Origin of the sequence: Geobacillus sp. CX412, assembly GCF_027942335.1 — a bacterium.
Lineage (GTDB): Bacteria > Bacillota > Bacilli > Bacillales > Anoxybacillaceae > Parageobacillus_B > Parageobacillus_B toebii.
Map to the genome: position 1 here is coordinate 1809330 of NZ_CP103461.1, position 16866 is coordinate 1826195.

17 protein-coding genes, 1 tRNA gene, 2 pseudogenes and 1 riboswitch are annotated in these 16866 nt (G+C 46.4%); of the genes and pseudogenes, 1 reads left to right on the plus strand and 19 read right to left on the minus strand.

Translation table 11 applies throughout. From position 1 onward, the window contains the following. Nucleotides 1–13: 13 nt before the first annotated feature. The 16 genes and pseudogenes from NXM86_RS09675 to NXM86_RS09750 all read right to left on the minus strand — a co-directional run bounded on the left by NXM86_RS09675 (nucleotide 14) and on the right by NXM86_RS09750 (nucleotide 12817). On the minus strand, nucleotides 14–1087 hold the full coding sequence (locus NXM86_RS09675) for a cobalt-precorrin 5A hydrolase (RefSeq protein WP_498957919.1): 1074 nt from the start codon (nucleotides 1085–1087) through the stop codon (nucleotides 14–16). Nucleotides 1088–1091: 4 nt separating this feature from the next. Beyond that, on the minus strand, nucleotides 1092–1862 hold the full coding sequence (gene cobM, locus NXM86_RS09680; RefSeq protein WP_015863813.1) for a precorrin-4 C(11)-methyltransferase: 771 nt from the start codon (nucleotides 1860–1862) through the stop codon (nucleotides 1092–1094). Then, the gene (gene cobI, locus NXM86_RS09685; protein ID WP_015863812.1) at nucleotides 1859–2560 is read right to left on the minus strand and encodes a precorrin-2 C(20)-methyltransferase; all 702 of its coding nucleotides are present in this window, start codon (nucleotides 2558–2560) and stop codon (nucleotides 1859–1861) included. The genes cobM and cobI overlap by 4 nt, the downstream gene beginning before the upstream one ends. Then, on the minus strand, nucleotides 2557–3762 hold the full coding sequence (gene cbiE, locus NXM86_RS09690; RefSeq protein WP_498957920.1) for a precorrin-6y C5,15-methyltransferase (decarboxylating) subunit CbiE: 1206 nt from the start codon (nucleotides 3760–3762) through the stop codon (nucleotides 2557–2559). The genes cobI and cbiE overlap by 4 nt, the downstream gene beginning before the upstream one ends. Beyond that, nucleotides 3749–4846: a cobalt-precorrin-5B (C(1))-methyltransferase gene (locus tag NXM86_RS09695; RefSeq protein WP_062678672.1), complete on the minus strand. Its 1098-nt coding sequence runs from the start codon at nucleotides 4844–4846 to the stop codon at nucleotides 3749–3751. Before NXM86_RS09695 ends, cbiE begins: the two co-directional genes overlap by 14 nt. Nucleotides 4847–4850: 4 nt before the next feature. Beyond that, complete coding sequence (locus NXM86_RS09700; RefSeq protein ID WP_015863809.1) at nucleotides 4851–5498, minus strand: precorrin-8X methylmutase; 648 nt, start codon at nucleotides 5496–5498, stop codon at nucleotides 4851–4853. 17 nt (nucleotides 5499–5515) lie between these two features. Next, on the minus strand, nucleotides 5516–6295 hold the full coding sequence (gene cobK, locus NXM86_RS09705; RefSeq protein ID WP_015863808.1) for a precorrin-6A reductase: 780 nt from the start codon (nucleotides 6293–6295) through the stop codon (nucleotides 5516–5518). 12 nt (nucleotides 6296–6307) lie between these two features. Then, nucleotides 6308–7141 carry a sirohydrochlorin chelatase gene (locus NXM86_RS09710; RefSeq protein WP_062678675.1) on the minus strand — a complete coding sequence of 278 codons (834 nt, stop codon included), beginning with the start codon at nucleotides 7139–7141 and terminating at the stop codon, nucleotides 6308–6310. Between the two features lie 15 nt (nucleotides 7142–7156). Next, nucleotides 7157–8719: a precorrin-3B C(17)-methyltransferase gene (gene cobJ / locus NXM86_RS09715; RefSeq protein ID WP_498957921.1), complete on the minus strand. Its 1563-nt coding sequence runs from the start codon at nucleotides 8717–8719 to the stop codon at nucleotides 7157–7159. A gap of 68 nt (nucleotides 8720–8787) precedes the next feature. Further along, nucleotides 8788–9629, minus strand: a pseudogene (locus NXM86_RS09720) (energy-coupling factor ABC transporter ATP-binding protein). Nucleotides 9630–9646: 17 nt separating this feature from the next. Continuing rightward, nucleotides 9647–10363: a cobalt ECF transporter T component CbiQ gene (gene cbiQ, locus NXM86_RS09725; protein WP_498957922.1), complete on the minus strand. Its 717-nt coding sequence runs from the start codon at nucleotides 10361–10363 to the stop codon at nucleotides 9647–9649. After that, a complete protein-coding gene (locus NXM86_RS09730; RefSeq protein WP_097354463.1) occupies nucleotides 10360–10644 on the minus strand; it encodes an energy-coupling factor ABC transporter substrate-binding protein in 285 nt (94 codons plus the stop codon). The genes cbiQ and NXM86_RS09730 overlap by 4 nt, the downstream gene beginning before the upstream one ends. Nucleotide 10645: 1 nt before the next feature. Beyond that, nucleotides 10646–11386, minus strand: coding sequence for an energy-coupling factor ABC transporter permease (locus NXM86_RS09735; protein ID WP_498957924.1), 741 nt, complete (start codon nucleotides 11384–11386; stop codon nucleotides 10646–10648). After that, on the minus strand, nucleotides 11383–11781 hold the full coding sequence (locus tag NXM86_RS09740) for a (2Fe-2S) ferredoxin domain-containing protein (RefSeq protein ID WP_015863801.1): 399 nt from the start codon (nucleotides 11779–11781) through the stop codon (nucleotides 11383–11385). The genes NXM86_RS09735 and NXM86_RS09740 overlap by 4 nt, the downstream gene beginning before the upstream one ends. 125 nt (nucleotides 11782–11906) lie before the next feature. Continuing rightward, nucleotides 11907–12098: riboswitch (cobalamin riboswitch) on the minus strand. Nucleotides 12099–12157: 59 nt separating this feature from the next. Further along, complete coding sequence (gene rraA, locus NXM86_RS09745; RefSeq protein ID WP_015863800.1) at nucleotides 12158–12643, minus strand: ribonuclease E activity regulator RraA; 486 nt, start codon at nucleotides 12641–12643, stop codon at nucleotides 12158–12160. Nucleotides 12644–12745: 102 nt separating this feature from the next. Continuing rightward, nucleotides 12746–12817, minus strand: a tRNA-Gln gene (locus NXM86_RS09750). A gap of 435 nt (nucleotides 12818–13252) precedes the next feature. Here NXM86_RS09750 and NXM86_RS09755 point away from each other — a divergent pair. After that, nucleotides 13253–15457, plus strand: a complete 2205-nt coding sequence (locus NXM86_RS09755) for a glycerophosphodiester phosphodiesterase family protein (protein ID WP_081188709.1) — start codon at nucleotides 13253–13255, stop codon at nucleotides 15455–15457. Between the two features lie 300 nt (nucleotides 15458–15757). On the opposite strand, the gene NXM86_RS09760 is transcribed toward NXM86_RS09755, so the two are convergent. From NXM86_RS09760 to NXM86_RS09770, 3 genes and pseudogenes are all read right to left on the minus strand, one after another. Continuing rightward, entirely contained in the window at nucleotides 15758–15937 is a 180-nt protein-coding gene (locus NXM86_RS09760) for a hypothetical protein (protein WP_498959064.1), read from the minus strand. Nucleotides 15938–16041: 104 nt separating this feature from the next. After that, nucleotides 16042–16320: pseudogene (locus tag NXM86_RS09765) on the minus strand (hypothetical protein); the annotation flags it as partial. 43 nt (nucleotides 16321–16363) lie between these two features. Then, entirely contained in the window at nucleotides 16364–16825 is a 462-nt protein-coding gene (locus NXM86_RS09770) for a helix-turn-helix transcriptional regulator (protein ID WP_081188711.1), read from the minus strand. Between the last annotated feature and the right edge of the window lie 41 nt (nucleotides 16826–16866).

Below are 16866 nucleotides of genomic sequence, written 5' to 3' on the forward strand. Positions count from 1 at the left end.
GTTGTTTTCCCCCTTAATGGTGTAAAAGTGCCACGGAAATCGTGACATTACCTGCTTTTTTCTTCACTAATTCCAATTTCTCTGCACCGCTATAAAGCTTCGCTGCTGGCTCGCTCACACCATAAGCTCCTGTATAGCGGTACACGGTTTCAGAAGGCTGTTCGATGTTTACTTGATTCAGTTGTTCAGGGGTATAATAGACGAATTCCCATCCGTATTTTCGCACCACTTCAAGCAACCCTGGCTCGTCTTTTTTTAATTCGATCGTACATACCGCTTTCACACTTTTCATTGAAAAGCGCAGCTCCTCTAATGTATCGCGAATGACGGCGTCAATTTCTTCCGCCGTTGTCCCGCGGTTGCAGCCGATACCGAGCACGATTACTTTTGGACGATACAAAACGCCGTTTTGCAAAATCGCTTCTTCCTCTTTCGTTAATAAACGATGGGTAACGACAAGCGCGGCGTCCGGTTTCGCCGCTAGCGCTTCATCAATCGAATCATAAATACGGATATTGTTTGGCAGCGGGGTATCATAGTTCCACCATTCTCGCTCCCCTGATTCCTGTACAATGGCAACATGTTGCTCATTGACGACGGCGGCGCTGACGGGAGTCAGCTTTTCGTCAGATTCCCACTCCCAGCCGAAGGAACGGCCAAATAAATCAACGGCAATCGTTTTTTGTACGTCAGACGCAGTCGTAATGACGGGATGGGCATGTAAAATCTCCGCGACTTGCCGCGTCAGTTCGTTCGCTCCGCCAAGATGTCCGGAAAGAACGCTAATGACATGTTCCCCTTTATCATCAATAACAACGATCGCCGGATCGGTTTTTTTATCTTTTAATAGCGGTGCAATCATCCGCACGACCGCACCAAGCGAAATAATGAGAATAAGCCCGCGGTATGTTTGAAAAAGCGACGGCAATAATAACCGCACGTTCCCTTCAAACAAACGAATGCCTTTTTCGTCTTCGTCTCCTCTCGCAAACTTATTCGTATAATACACACGGGCGTTTGGAAGCTCCTCGCCGACGCAGCGGGCAATATCAACACCATGCTTCGTAATCGCAACAATCGCATACAACTCCTCACACCCCCTGTCGATATCCGTGTGTGAACGTTTTATCATACAGCTTCGAGCGATAGTCGCGCTCGATAATTGCAGGGTCTAACGCCCATCCTGCTAAAATGAGGGCGTGTTTTCGGATGCCGTTTGCGCGCATATCCTCGTCCAGCGTGCCGACCGTCGAACGGACAATTTTTTGATCTGGCCATGTCGCTTTATACACAATCACAACAGGGGTATCATCGCTCCATCCCGCATCCCTTAGTGCCTTTGTTACTTTTTTTGTTAATGTAGCGCTTAAAAATAACGCTAATGTGCAACGATGTTTTGCTAAATCTTCCAGTTTTTCTCTATTTGGAACTGGTGTTCGTCCTTCCGCTCGCGTTAAAATAACCGTCTGCGTTAAATCCGGAACGGTTAGCTCCGCTTGAACAGCCGCTGCCGCCGCAAATACCGAACTGACGCCAGGGACGATTTCCACTTCCACCCCTTGCTTTTTGAATAGCGCGATTTGTTCAAGCGTCGCTCCGTAAACAGATGGATCTCCCGTATGAATGCGCACGACTTTTTTTCCTTGCTTAAGCTGTTCTAACATCGCTTCAACCATTTGCTCTAAATGCATTCCTGCCGTATGAAATACTTCCGCTTCCGGCTTTCGATAGCGCTCGATCAGTTCGCCATTAACGAGCGAATCGGTGTAAAAAATTGCGTCCGCTTCCTGAAGCAGTTGCGCGCCTTTCACCGTAATCAAATCCGGAGCCCCCGGGCCCGCGCCAATAATATATAGTTTCACTTTCTCACCACCAATAACGTTAAATATTCCAACTCTACTCCTTCAAGCTGTTCGATATTCCAAATGATTTCTTCCTTTGACGTCACCTTTGTCACCACGGCAGCGTTTTGCAATAAATTTTGTTCTCGAAGAAGACGGATCATCATGCCCATCACTTTCGCCACTTTCAAAAAAACGACACAATCATGGTCTTCAAGCGCTTTTTTCATTGCTTCATAGTCATCGCGCGCTGGAATAATCGCCACCTGTTCATCCCCGTCAGCAAGCGGGATCTGCAGTCTTGCTGCCGCTGCGTTGACGGAGGAAACTCCCGGAACAATTTCAATCGTGACATTTGGATACCGCTCTTTCATGATTTTCATCAGATGGATGAACGTGCTATATAAAAGCGGATCTCCTTCCGTCACAAACGCGACATCTTTTCCTGCGCTTAGCTGTTCCCAAATCGCTTCTGCTGTCTCATTCCATTTTTCTGTTAACACATCCATATTTTTCGTCATTGGAAAGACGAGACCAATCATCTCTTTTTCCGCTGGAGAAAAATATGCTTCAATAATTTGTTGGGCATAGCTTTTGCTGCCGCGCTGTTTTTTCGGATAGGTAATGACATGCGCTTCTTTCAGGCGGCGAAACGCCTTCACCGTCAACAGCTCCGGGTCGCCCGGACCAACGCCGATGCCATACAATGTTCCGCTCATTCGTCTTCCTCCCTCTTTGCCGTAATGATATAAATCGGATTAAGCGCCGAAAACCGCGTCAGCTCTAAAATCGGCTTACTTCTTGAGATTTGCGCGAGCGTAACGTCTACTTGAAAGCCGCGCTGCTTTAATCCTTCCACCGCCTGCGCCAGCGTTTCAATCGTAACTGCATTCGCAACGATGCGTCCGTTCCGTTTCAAGCGCCGGCAGCAAACATCAAGAAGCGGTCCCATTTCTCCTGATGTTCCGCCAATAAAAATCGCATCCGGATCGGCAAATTTGTCTAAATGCTCAGGTGCTTTGCCGTGTACAAGCGTAATGTCAACGCGGAATTTTTTTAAGTTTTCTTTACAAATTTCGATATCATGGGCATTTTTTTCAATCGCAAACACGGAGCCTTCGCGTGCGATTTTCGCCGCTTCAATCGCGACGGAACCGGTGCATGTGCCGATGTCCCAAACGACGCTCTTAGCATGAAGACGGAGCGCGCTAATGCTTAACACCCGAACCTCCTTTTTCGTAATCAGTCCTTTATCTGGTTTACGCTGCAAAAATTCGTCATCGTCAATTCCTAATGGCCACATCGGACCTTCTTTTGTTTTTTGTAAAATAACCACATTTAATGGTAAAAACTCGGCATCTGCCATCTCTTCTAATTCGAAAAAGCGGCACCGTTCATCTTGACTGCCAAGATTTTCTCCGACAAACGCACGGTATTCGGTCATTCCGTACGAAAGCAAATATTTCGCAATGGCATTAGGAGAATTCGTTTCATCTGTTAATATCGCTACTTTGTCGCATCCGTCAATGCGCTGGGCAAGTCCTTTCATGCTGCGGCCGTGGACGCTGATAAATTTGGCGTCCTGCCATTTTTCTCCCATTTTCGCAAACGCCCATTGAATCGAACTGACTGCTGGATATACTTCGATTGGCAGTTTGCTAGATAAATAGCTGCCGATTCCATAAAACATCGGATCACCAGACGCGACAATGACGGTGCGTTTCGTTTCATGGCGAAGCCGCTCGACAAGCTGTGATAGCCCTCCTCGAATCGTGAGCGTTTCGCCTTGATAATCAGGGAAAAAGGCTAAATGACGCTCTCCTCCGACCAATAACTCACTTTCATAAATCCAACGTTCATAAAGGTGCGGGAGGCTCGCTTTCCCATCGGCGCCAATGCCAATTAGTTTAATCGCCTGCATCGTTTCGTACCGCCTTTCCTAATAATTGACCGCCCATTGTGTATAGCGACGTTTCCACGGTCATGCCGCCGCCCACTTCACGTAACGCGGATAAACAACAATGGTCACATAATATTTCAAAAAAGCGCTCATTCCCTGCTTCTTGCATCATCTCGCCAACTTGTGATGCCGTATTGGCTTCGCGAACAGCGGCAACGAGTTCCGGCGAAGCTCCGGCTTGTTCAGCAATGGCTGCTAAAAACGAAAAATCAATGGGGGCGCTTTTCGAATGCACCATCATAATGCCTTGCGCCACTTTAGAAAATTTCCCCATCATCCCAACCATGGAAACGGTTCGGATGCCGAGCCGTTTGCATTGTTTCAGCGTAAAGCCGACAAAATCCCCCATTTCAATAAACGCTTCCTCAGGAAGATGAGGATATTGTCGCATCGCAAATTTTTCGCTTCGTCCTCCCGTCGTGATCACAACATGGTCGCATCCGTTTGCCTTTGCCACTTGAATTGCCTGAATGATGCTTGCGCGGTAGGCGGACGTCGAAAAAGGAATGACAATGCCGCGCGTCCCTAAAATCGAAATGCCGCCGATAATGCCAAGGCGCGCGTTTAACGTTTTTTTGGCGATTTCTTCCCCGTTAGGAACGGAAATAATGACGTTCACTCCACGGGAAATGCCGTATTGTTCCAATACCTCGCGCACTGTTTCGTGAATCATTTTTCGCGGGATTGGATTAATTGCCGCTTCGCCAACCGGCACCGGCAAGCCCGGTTTTGTGACGCGCCCTACCCCTTTTCCGCCATCTAAGTGAATGCCGGGTTGCTCCGCCCATGAGACGGTTGATACAATCGCCGCTCCATGCGTCGCGTCAGGGTCATCCCCGCCATCTTTGATCACCGTTGCTTTCACCGACTCACCATAAATCTCGCACGCTTCGATCGCAAATGTCGCCCATCGTCCGACTGGCAAATAAATGGTTGCCTCCGTTTGTATGATGCCGGTAATAAGCGCCGTTAATGCCGCTTTCGTTGCCGCTGTGGCACACGCCCCTGTCGTATATCCCTCGCGTAACGTTTTTTTCGTTTCCATTCGTTTACCCTCGCTCTGCCAACAGTGAAAGCGCGTTTAGCGCCGCCACTGTAATGGTGCTTCCTCCTTTTCGGCCGATATTTGTAATAAATGGAACATCCAATTTCGCCAATTCCGCTTTTGATTCCGCCGCCGACACAAAACCGACCGGCAGGCCGATCACTAATCCCGGACGTGCTTCTCCTTCTTTAATTAAACGAATTAATTCCAGCAATGCCGTTGGCGCGTTGCCAATGGCAAAAATCCCGCCTTCTGCCTCTTTAGCCGCTTTTCGCATCGCGACAATCGCTCTTGTCGTGTTGAGCCTTTTCGCCTCCGCAATGACATCTTCGTCGGAAATATACACTTTCACTTTGCCGCCAAACTTTTCAATGCGCACTTTATTTACCCCGACTTGTACCATTTGCACATCAGCGACGACCGTTTTGCCACTGCGTATTGCTTCGATTCCCGCACGGACGGCATCAGGGTGAAACAACAAGCTTTTTCCAAGCTCAAAATCTGCAGAAGCATGAATGACGCGCTGTACAATCGGATATTGTTCTTTCGTAAAATGATGTTCACCAATTTCTTCATCAATGATTTGAAAACTTCTTTCTTCAATTTGTTGCGGTTGGACTGTAATCGGACGAAATTCCGTGCGAAAATCCATGGTAAAACCCCTTTCTTTCATGAATGAATGGATAACGGTACTATTTGTTGTAGTGCCTTAACGACATCGGAAAACTGGGAATACACCGTGCCATACTGAATTGATGGACGGCGGATGACAATCGTCTCAATCCCTAGCTCCTGTGCGGCAGCGATTTTTTCATCGACAAACCCAACTTTTCCGCTTTCTTTCGTAATGAGCAACGTAACGCCAAAATGTTGGAAAAGCGCCTTATCGAGTTCTTTCGTAAACGGACCTTGCATCGCAACGATATTTTCTTGCGGAAACTTGAGCTCCTCACATTTCTCCATATTGTCTTTGCGCGGCAGCATGCGCGCAATCACGCGCGTATTCGGAAGCCCTAACAGCTTTTTTGCGAAAATGGATAACGTTTTGCTTCCGGTCGTTAGCATAATGACGCCTTGTTTTTTCGCAGCGAGCTCAGCTGCTTCTTCATAACTGTCAACAAACGTGACACGCTCATAAGCAACGTGAGCCGCTTGCCGCTCGTAACGGATATACGGAACCCCCGCCTCTGCGGTAGCTTGCATCGCGTTTTTCGACGCTTCTTCGGCAAACGGATGGCTCGCGTCCACCACTGCTTTCGCTTTCTTTACGCGGATCAACTCCGCCAATTGTTCCGACGTCAGCCGTCCAAGGTGCACCGCTAAGCCGGAAGCACGCAACTGATCCGCCGCATGTTCTGTAACAACCGTCGCTAACACATCATAGCCCGCTTGTTGGATACAAAGCGCCAGCTTTCGGGCATCGCTCGTTCCCGCTAATACAATAATCATGCATGTTCCTCCTTAATGATGATGGTGGTGATGATGGTGATGATGCTCCGCAGCATGAAGCCGGTATTGACACATATCACAGTTCATCATAACCGCCTTGCCAAGCGCTTCTTCTAATCTGTCAAGCACAATCGTTTTTAGCTTCGGATGAAATCCAAAGTAGCCTGCTAGCGCAAAATCGACTTGCGGATACTGAAAACGAAATTGTTTTACTTTTTCTCCAAGACGCTTGATAAGCACGCCGGTAAACAAAAAGTAAGGCAAAACCACCACTTTCCGCGCCCCTAGCTTCACGCATCGTTCCACTCCATCTTCTAACGATGGCGTCGTTACTCCCATAAATGCTGGTTCTACAAGGAAATAGTTCGTTTGTTCCCAAAATAAGCGGGAAATTTTATATAAATCGCTGTTCGCATCCGGATCGCTTCCCCCGCGACCAAGCAGCACTACCGCTGTTTCTGGGTCAGGGCTTTCTATATTTTCACCGATTTCTTGTAATCTCGTTTTTAAGATCGAAAACGTTTGCTCATGAATGCCAATTGGTCGGCCATAGATGAAAGCCACATGCGGATAATGCTTCTTTGCTTCATCGATCTCCGCTGGAATATGCAGCTTCGAATGGCCCGCTGGCAGCAAAATAATCGGAATGATGATAATTTCGCGAGCCCCGGCATCGACACAACGGTCAATCCCTTCGCGAATCGTTGGCAGTCCAAATTCTAAAAAACTCGTTTCGACATGTAAGGATGCCGCAATGTGCGGTTTTAGCTGCTCAACAAACTGCCGGACTTGGTCGTTTCCTTCCGGGTCACGACTGCCGTGCCCGACAAATAATACTGCTTTCATTCATTTTCTTCCCCCTTATTCACCACAGACAGACACTTCGATTTTTGCCTCTTGCTTCGCTTCTTGATACACAAACCCGCCGACTTGTTTCACTCGCTTAAAAAACTTATGAAACCGTTCGTTCGGATGCGCGCGTTCCTTATATTCTTGAATAATGCGGGTGACAACGGACACAATCTCGCCAGGCGGAATTCCTTCAGCGACAAGTTGCCCAGGGTGTGCGTTTCTTCCGACCGTTTTTCCTCCTAAAAATAAGTCAAATGCTCCTTTCCGATAGACGATTCCGATATCTTCCCGCACCGCTCCGTAACATGCCATGCCGCATCCGTTTACACCAAGCTTCAATTCTTTCGGAAGCGCCATTCCGCCAAGCTGATCGTATAACTCTTCCGCGTATGGAATCGCGTCTTTTTTCTCCCCGTCGCAAAAATCGCAAGCTTTCAACGTCAGTACATCACCAACAGGGGCAACGTCAAGCCCCGCTTCTTTCAGTCTAGCGATGATACGGTCTGGATCAGAAGCAGGCACTTCCAGCTTCAAATAATGATCCGGGGTATACATCATCGTTCCGTCTTCACCGACGATGTCAGCTAGTACCATCATCTGTTTTGGCGTAAAATTTTTGTTCGCTACTCCCGGGCTAACCGCGATTTCGAAAATCGCCGGCGCAAACGTCGTGGTGTCTTGGTGGCCAATCGCCAATGTTTGCAACGCTTCTTCTGCCATTTCTCTTACCGGTTCTCGTTTCGTTTGATCAAGCGCCCACGGTTCCGCTTCTTTGCGAAGCCGTTCATGTGGTTTCAGCGGCTGTTCGGAGGCGCTTAATGTATATTTTCGTTGGTATCCGCGTGGTGTGATCATCAGCCCGTCGTATACAAACGTTGAAGAATTGCCGATAATGACAGTCGTTAACATTCCGATATCGTAATCGAGCATATGCGCTAAATCCGTCAATACGATATGTTGCCGCGCGCGATAAGCGCTTTTCACTAATCCGACCGGAGTATTTGGCGAGCGATAACGCAAAAGAATACGCTGAGCTTCGACAATTTGACGCGTGCGTCGTCCGCTTTTTGGATTATATAGAGCGATGACAAAATCGGCAGCGGCCGCCGCTTCAATGCGCTTTTCAATAAGCGCCCACGGCGTTAGGTGATCGCTTAAGCTAATGGTGCACGCATCATGCATAATCGGCGCACCTAAAAGAGCGGCACACGAGTTAATGGCAGAAATGCCTGGGATGACTTCCACCTCGATATCGCTTTCTCGCGTCCAGCCTTTTTCAATGAGCACCTCATACACAAGCCCTGCCATCCCGTACACGCCCGCGTCCCCGCTTGAAATGACGGCGACCGTTTTTCCGCGTTCTGCCCATTTCACCGCCTCTTGAGCGCGGCTTACTTCTTCCGTCATTCCAGTACTAATCACTTGTTTATTGCCAATTAAATCCGCAACTAGGTCAATGTATGTTTTATAACCGATAATAATATCGCTTTCTTCAATCGCTTCCCGCGCTCGCTTTGTCATATGTTCCTTGCTGCCTGGGCCAAATCCGACAATCAGCAATTTTCCTTTCATTGTCTCACCTCAATTTCCATCTTCCTTGTCCATGTTAACTGAGCTCATTTGTCGAAAAAACTTGAACACTATATCACTTTTTCAATATGGAGGGTTGTGCGCTCATCCATTCTCATCCATTGTTTCATTTCTTCCACATTCCGCGGGATGCGCATCTCGTGTGGAAACAATGTTTTCCATACAGAAGCAAGCAACGGAACACCAAGACGCCATTTTTGCAATTGATGCTGCCTTGCAAATACGTCTTGCGGCGATCCTTGCATGACAATTTGTCCGTCATGCATGACAAACACGATATCTGCCCACTCTAATACAAAATCAAAATCATGAGTAGCGATCAAAACCGTTGTGCCAGCTCGATGAATATCGTTGATCTTCTCGACAAACCTCTCGATTTGCAGGCGGTCTAAATACGCTGTCGGCTCATCGAGAACTAATAATTTCGGGTTCATCACCATTACGGCGGCAAGCGTCAGCCATTTTTTTTGACCGAGACTTAAATGATGAACGGGCTTGTCCAACCATGAACGTAATCCAAACTCGTCCAGCGCTTTTTCATGAGCTCGTCCATCTCACTTTTTTTCATTCCTAAATGGTGCAGGCCAAACGCCAGTTCATCACGTACCAATGGCGCCACAAGCTGGTGTTCCGGATTTTGAAAAACGATGCCGACCTCTCGCCGCCATTTTTGCAAGGTTTGACGCCGATAATCCATCTTCTCTCCATTCCAATAGATGTCGCCAGAGTCGGGCCGCAACAGCCCGTTCGCATGTAAAAATAACGTTGTCTTGCCGCATCCATTATGACCGATAAGCGCGCATTTTTTTCCACTGGGAACATGAAGGCTTAATCCTTTCAACACACATGGTCCGTTCGGATACGTATAATATACTTCATCCATTTTCAGCATCTTCTGCCGCCCTCCTATCATCCAAGCCATAGAAGCAAACTTATGCCGATGGCTGCTTCCCACAGATAACGTTTGTTTTTTTCGTTATATGTTTCCACATGAACATAGGTCATTTCATTGGAAACTCCGCGCGCCCATAAAGCAAGGCGCAACGCTTCATAGGAATGCCATATTTTTTGAAAAAGCTGGAACACCAACATCCCGCCATGCCGCCAATGGCTTCCTCCATTTCTTGCTTTCATCGCTACGTATAGCTCTTCTGCTGCTTTCACGAAAACAAATACAAACCGATACGTAAAAAATAACAAATCAATGATGATGGATGGCACTTTCATTCGTTTGAGCACATACAACATCTCTGGAAACGGGGTAGTCACTAGAAGGAAAAATAAACAAGACCATGCCGCAACCGAACGAGAGAGCAAAGACATTGCGATGAAAATTTGCGAACGATCAATAGACACATGAAAAGAACTGTCAATGGAAACAAGCAAAGCTGGAAAACTCACCATCAGAAACAATGCCACGACTCCGAGGGCTTTGGCGTACACCTTCCACGAAACACGCGCATAACCGATAATCCAAATGGCAAGCCAAATCGTCATCATTACTTGCGTTTTCCAGTTTCCTGTGATGGCCATCATTAATAATAGAAACGCAAATATCACTTTTTGTTCGGGACGTATTGTCCGCAGGCGGTTATTGTAAGCAATTGTGTCAAACTGCCGGATCATTTTGTTTCCTCTTTTCGGTTCGCCCGGCCTTTATAGACACCGATAATATAGCCAATAATTCCGGCACCGATTGCCGCCTGCACAGAAAACAGCAACGTTTCCACCTCTCCGCCTGGCGGCTCAAATATGGTTTCCATCCAAGGTTGATAATGAGGAGCGAGCTTCTGAATCATTTTTTCCGCCTGGCCATCCGTGCCGCCAAAATCAGAGTGATGAATGAACAATAACGGCGCTACTACCAGTAAAACAGCAATAGCAAGAAGAAAAAGACTTCTCTTCATATTACACTCCCCTCTCTAACTGGTTTAGTTCCTGGCTGCTGTAAGTGGATAAGAAATTCCAAACGACGACCGTAAGCAGCCCTTCTGTAATCGCCAGTGGTATTTGCGTAACAGCAAAAATGCCGGCAAATTTGGCAAACGAAGCGAAAATCCCGCCTGTCGCATCCGGGAACGCCAGCGCTAATTGCAATGAGGTGACAACATATGTGGCCAAATCAGAGAAAAATGCAGCGAAAAATATCGTCCAGCGCCTCGGTATATTCCACTTTTTCCCGAAACGATAAATGCCGTACGCTACGAGCGGGCCGACGACTGCCATGGACATGGCATTCGCCCCTAATGTCGTCAATCCGCCATGTGCCAGCAATAACGCTTGAAACAGCAATACGATGCTTCCCATCACCACCATCGTCCATGGACCAAACAGCACCGCGCCGAGCCCTACCCCCGTTGGATGTGAGCTACTTCCAGTAACGGATGGAATTTTTAAGGCGGACAGCACAAACGCAAATGCCCCGGACAGCGCAATGAGCAGCTTTAGTTCCGGATGCTCGCGTGTAATCCGAATTAGTGAACGCATACCGATGATAAAAAACGGCAAAAACACTAGCCACCAAAAAATCACCCATCCAACTGGCAAAAATCCTTCCATAATATGCATCGCAAATGCCGATGTGCTGCCGGTAAACGTAAAATAGACGACTAAACCGCAAAGGAAAAGGGCGACTTTCCATTTTTTCATGCTTTCGTTCCTCCCGTTGCTTTACATAATTTCGAGATTCCTAGAGGGGCGTTTGATTGTTTTGACATCATCAATCCTTGCTTCTCTTCATAACGGTACGTTATCGTTTCTTCCAACCATTCCCCATCTCGCAAATGCCTTCGCACAAGCTCCCTTGCTTTTTCCGGCGTCACACCGTTGTACCATACGCCTTCAGGGTAAACGATGACTACACACGCGTCTTGGCAACGGCCATTGCAGCGAGTCCGCGTCGTATGTACAATGCCATCTAACTCCAGCATCGCGATTTCTTCGCGGATGGCAAGCGTTACTTCTTCTCCCCCTTTACGCATGCAGCTGCCTCCATTGCAAATCAGCACATGATGTTTCATTCCGATTAAGTTCCATGTTGTCATGTTGAGTCTCTCCTTTTTTGCAAAATAAAAAGCACCTCTATACGCAGAGGTGCAGAAAAATGCATACAAATATAGCAAAAAAAGTATACCATTCTCCCGCACGTCTACCTATAATCCCGTAGGTATCCGTCCGAACAAATAAGGCAGGTCTCCTGACTTAGGATCATCGCTTTGTTGCGCCTTCCCGAAGTTTCCTTCAGTGACATGATGCAACAAAGCTCCCCATCACAGTGGCGGGTACCGTGACGGATTTTCACCGTACTTCCCTTTTAAGCCTATTCTCTAATGAGAAAGGCACCTTATTTGTTTGGCATATAATGTCGATTTTTCAAAGAACATTTCCGTTATTCATAGTAGTACAAATTTTCAAATATCGTCAACCACTTTTTTTCAATAAGTCCGTTTTCGCCAATACAATCCCGTCTTGATCAGCGTACACATAGGCGCCTGGCTCCCAACGAACGCCGCCAAATTCGAGCGCAACGTCCCGTTTTCCCTTTCCTTCTTTTTTGCTTTTCACCGGGCAAGTGCCAATCGCCATCACCCCAAGCGGCATATTGGCGATTTCTGCGGAATCGCGAATGCATCCGTGAATAATCACCCCGGCAAGCCCGCGCTCACAAGCGATCTGGGCAAGACGGTCTCCGAGCAGCGCGCAATTTCGCGAACCTTTTCCGTCTACGACCAATACGGTGCCCGCTGGAACAGTTTCGAGCGCCTCACGAACGAGCACATTATCTTCAAATACATCGACCGTCGCGATCGGTCCGGAAAATTCCGCTTTGCCGCCGTAAGATTGCATCGGCAGCTGGCATACTTGCAATTCACTTAAAAATTCATCGCATAAATCAGCTGTTTTCATCACAATCTCCTCCTTGCCATGTCTTATATTTGACATCCTTTGTCAAAACTCCTTCTTTTTCAACAAAAAAACAGACAAGCGACATTGCTTGCCTGTTAGAGACTGGGCTAGCTGGATTCGAACCAGCGCATCACGGAGTCAAAGTCCGTTGCCTTACCGCTTGGCTATAGCCCAATATTATCATGTTCTTGCCAAACTGTTTATGAGATGATTTGTACATTTGTAGTATATCCAGAAGTTTTTGTCTCTATGTATAAAAACATCTAAGTTTCATCCGCTTTTCATTTTTTACTCATTTCAGTATGGGCAAAATCCTTTTTTCAAATAATATATTTATCTTGATGTAGTTGGCAGATCATTAAAAACGTTTGGCCGTTACAAAATAGGACCACACTTTTCCTTAATAAACAACCGTGCTTTGTTCGTGGACATTATCCTGGCATTTCTCTCAATAAAGTACAATCAAAACGCTTGATAGCGTATGTTTTTTAATCATAATTTTTTTATTTTTACAGTTTTTTAAACTTAATTCCATATTCACTTTACCCTTATTTTTTACAATAACCATGTCGAAAGAAACCCATTTTAGAACGGGAGAGTGAAGAATCAGTGAAAAAATCAACAAAAATCGGTTTGTCTCTTTCTATGTCGTTAGGATTGCTGGCCACCTATTTTTCGACAGAAGCCAGTGCTGCTGAACAGAACCGCCATCCATCCACATTGCAGCCTATCGTCGAGAACGTCGAAGTCATCGCCCACCGCGGCGCTTCCGGCTATGCACCTGAACATACATTGGTTGCGTATGAAAAAGCCATTCAGATGAAAGCGGATTATGTAGAGTTAGATTTGCATATGACGAAAGATGGGGAATTGGTTGCGATTCATGATTCCACATTAACAAGAACAACGAACGTGGAAGAAGTGTATCCCAACCGTGCCCCTTGGAAGGTAAAAGACTTTACGCTTGCCGAAATCAAACGGCTGGATGCTGGATCTTGGTTTAATCAGACACATCCTGAATACGCCAAAAAACAGTATGCACAAGAGAAAATTCCAACCCTTCAAGAAGTCATTGACTTCATTAAAAAGAAAGATCGCAAAGTAGCTCTGTACATAGAAACGAAGGACCCGGATGTATATCCAGGAATGGAAGAAAAACTGGTCGATATATTAAAAAAGAACGGATATTTAAAAAAAGGAAAAGTAATTTTCCAATCATTCAGCGAAGCAAGCTTAAGAAAACTGCAGGAAATCGTTCCAGAGGACATTCCGCTTATCCAGCTTTTTAGCCCCAAAATGATTCAACGCAAAAATCTTGACGATGTCTTTAACCGAACGGCCGAATACGCAGAAGGAGTTGGGCCGGATTACTCTCTCGTTACCCCAACATTGATGCAGAAAGCCCACGAACGCAACATGATCGTCCATCCGTATACGGTGGATACACAAGACAAAATGATCGAACAATTATCTCTGGGCGTTGACGGCGTGTTTACAGACTATCCCGATAAATTAGTAGAATTAAACAAAAAACCTTATATTTCCCATGGAATAGCAAGCGGGGAAGTAACGGATACTTCCGCCGTATTATGGGCACGGACAAACAAACCTGCAACCGTACAATTTGAAATTTCCGAAAATGCGTCCATTCAACACAAAATAATAAAAAAGGCCAAAGCGGTTTCGAAACACGATTTCACCGTACAGGTAAATGTAACAGGATTAAAACCGAATACCACTTATTATTACCGCGTACAGGCTCTTCCAGGCTCTTATCAAGTAACAGGAAGTTTCAAAACAGCCCCAACGTCCAATGACATAAAGCCCCTCACAATCGTCTGGGGTGGTGACACAGGAGGCCAGGGGAAAATTCCTCCATTTCGTTCTTTTGCGGCAATGGCAGAATTGAAACCAGATTTCTTCTTATTCAGTGGAGATACGATTTACGCGGATAATGCGACTCCGGCGGTTCCAGCCCCGCCGTCAAAAAACATCGAAGATTTCTGGGCAAAATATAAGGAAAACCGCACAGATCCCAACTTGCGAAAGCTGCTTCAATCAACAAGTGTTTATGCGATTTGGGATGATCACGAGGTCACCAATGATTTTTCTGGACCGATTGAGCCCCTCACTTCGACGGGATTTCGGGCGTTCACCGATTATTGGCCGATGTTAACAGAGCGGAGTACATCCGGCAAGCTTTATCATAAATTTTCATGGGGAAATACGCTCGATTTGTTCATCTTAAATAATCGCGGCTACCGTGATCCTAATACACAGCCGGACAGCCATGAAAAAACGATGCTTGGTAAAGAGCAATTGGAATGGTTAAAACGGGAGTTGGCCAATTCGGATGCTCAAGTCAAGCTTATTGCTTCTTCCGTTCCTATTTCGATTCCAACAGGAAAACCGCATGCGCGTGATGGATGGGCAAACGGCAACCATATCGATCCAAATGACAAAACGGGATATGAGCATGAATTTGCTAAACTTTCTACATTTATTACAGACAACAAGATAAAGAACGTCTATTTTGTCACAGCCGATGTGCATTTTGCGGATATCATCGAATACGATCCTGACCATAACGGAACCATCGATTATCGAGAGCTGATAAGTGGACCGATTGGGGCCGCGATGGGCCAGCCGTCAGCGCTTGATCCTACATTTGGGCCGAAGCGATTGTATGCCGAGGGAGGATTTTTTAATTTCGGTGTGATCAAAATTAATCCAGAACGCAAACAAATAACTGCAGAAATTCGCGATGAAAATGGACGCGTCCATTTTCATATCGACTTTCCAATTGAACCGTAATAATCACATTATATAAACAAGGGTGAAGCAAAGGGGTGCGTTTACTTTTGCTTCAGCCTCTTTTTTTCGCGGCTGGCCTCTCCCCGATATGCTTGCCAAAACACGTTTCATCTTCGCTTATTTGTTGCTCGATCGTGAACTATCTTGAAAGAAAACATGCCCTCCCGCCCCACCAAACGTTAAGCGCTCCGATGACGTCATCGTAATCATAAGGCGATACAAAAGTTCAGATTTCAACAAAAGGATATTGCCGCCATTAAGATTGGAAAACCACCTATTGTGGACGATATCATCATGTCCTTATTTCTGCAGGCGTGTTTGGACAACATAGAGAAATACGATAAAACTAATCACGAAAATGACGGTCATATAAAGAAAAAATTGATTCCATCCATCTTCCTGCAACTCTTCCGCCGCCATGCGCTGCGTCGGCGGCTTTTCTTTTCCAAACGCTTCGATGTCCGCCTGGGCGAGCGACAACGGTTTTGTGAGCGAACAAATTCCTGTGACCCAGTCCGTATCGTCGTACGCATAACAAGATACTCTTTTCCAACTTCAAACGGATACCCGCAATCTCCCCCACCGAAGCCGGTGTACACGACAACATGTGTTTCATTTATCCCTTTCCACGTACGATCGATCGAAAAAACAACCGCGCGCTGCGAAACTGGCTCTCTGATTTCTGGTTCTTTTCTCGTTGTTTCATAAATACGAACGACCTTCCCAGAAAACACCGCGTCACTTTTCGTAAACTCTTCCGACGGAAAACGTGGCGGGACGCAGTCACACGCATACGTCCGCGCTCCCCCATACAGGCAAAAAAGGACAGCAATGCCAAGAACCCAACACCAGCATCGTTTCATTAAACCACCTTTTTTATATTAATCGCATCAAAAGGGCAGGTGGTTACGCATTAGCCCCTTTCGCGAGTTCCTCGAGCCGCTTTAACGCTTCCTCCTTATCGAAAGAACTGTACCATCGATCATTGTACACATCTAAAATGCGGTAATGCTTGCTGATAATATTTTGCTGAAGGCGAAACGGGCCCATCCGCTTAATTTCTCTCCACCATACTTTTCCGCCGAGAGTCTTTCCTTTTGGCGCATCAATTTCTTCATGTGCGATCGTTTCAATCACTTCAAGCGGGCTATCGCCAAGCACCGATTCGATAATTTCGCTATCACGAAATAGCGCGCATAGCGCGACGACTTGCGTCCAGTTCGCCTGTGTCCGCCCTTTTTCAATTTGCACGAGCGTTTTTTTCGAAATCCCTAACACTTCCGCCATCTTATCTTGCGTATATCCTTTTTCAACGCGAATTAACTTCATTTTGCTGGAGAGAAGATCGATTACTTCTTGTTTATCCATGGTTATCCCTTCTTTTGTTTACGTAATATAATTACTGTTAC

What these genes read in the sequence shown, in the direction of transcription:
- cobI (WP_015863812.1), bottom strand. Translation starts at nt 2,560, where the DNA reads ATGAGCGGAACATTGTATGGCATCGGCGTTGGTCCGGGCGACCCGGAG.
- cbiE (WP_498957920.1), bottom strand. Translation starts at nt 3,762, where the DNA reads ATGCAGGCGATTAAACTAATTGGCATTGGCGCCGATGGGAAAGCGAGC.
- NXM86_RS09695 (WP_062678672.1), bottom strand. Translation starts at nt 4,846, where the DNA reads ATGGAAACGAAAAAAACGTTACGCGAGGGATATACGACAGGGGCGTGT.
- NXM86_RS09700 (WP_015863809.1), bottom strand. Translation starts at nt 5,498, where the DNA reads ATGGATTTTCGCACGGAATTTCGTCCGATTACAGTCCAACCGCAACAA.
- cobK (WP_015863808.1), bottom strand. Translation starts at nt 6,295, where the DNA reads ATGATTATTGTATTAGCGGGAACGAGCGATGCCCGAAAGCTGGCGCTT.
- NXM86_RS09710 (WP_062678675.1), bottom strand. Translation starts at nt 7,141, where the DNA reads ATGAAAGCAGTATTATTTGTCGGGCACGGCAGTCGTGACCCGGAAGGA.
- cobJ (WP_498957921.1), bottom strand. Translation starts at nt 8,719, where the DNA reads ATGAAAGGAAAATTGCTGATTGTCGGATTTGGCCCAGGCAGCAAGGAA.
- cbiQ (WP_498957922.1), bottom strand. Translation starts at nt 10,363, where the DNA reads ATGATCCGGCAGTTTGACACAATTGCTTACAATAACCGCCTGCGGACA.
- NXM86_RS09730 (WP_097354463.1), bottom strand. Translation starts at nt 10,644, where the DNA reads ATGAAGAGAAGTCTTTTTCTTCTTGCTATTGCTGTTTTACTGGTAGTA.
- NXM86_RS09735 (WP_498957924.1), bottom strand. Translation starts at nt 11,386, where the DNA reads ATGAAAAAATGGAAAGTCGCCCTTTTCCTTTGCGGTTTAGTCGTCTAT.
- NXM86_RS09740 (WP_015863801.1), bottom strand. Translation starts at nt 11,781, where the DNA reads ATGACAACATGGAACTTAATCGGAATGAAACATCATGTGCTGATTTGC.
- rraA (WP_015863800.1), bottom strand. Translation starts at nt 12,643, where the DNA reads ATGAAAACAGCTGATTTATGCGATGAATTTTTAAGTGAATTGCAAGTA.
- NXM86_RS09770 (WP_081188711.1), bottom strand. Translation starts at nt 16,825, where the DNA reads ATGGATAAACAAGAAGTAATCGATCTTCTCTCCAGCAAAATGAAGTTA.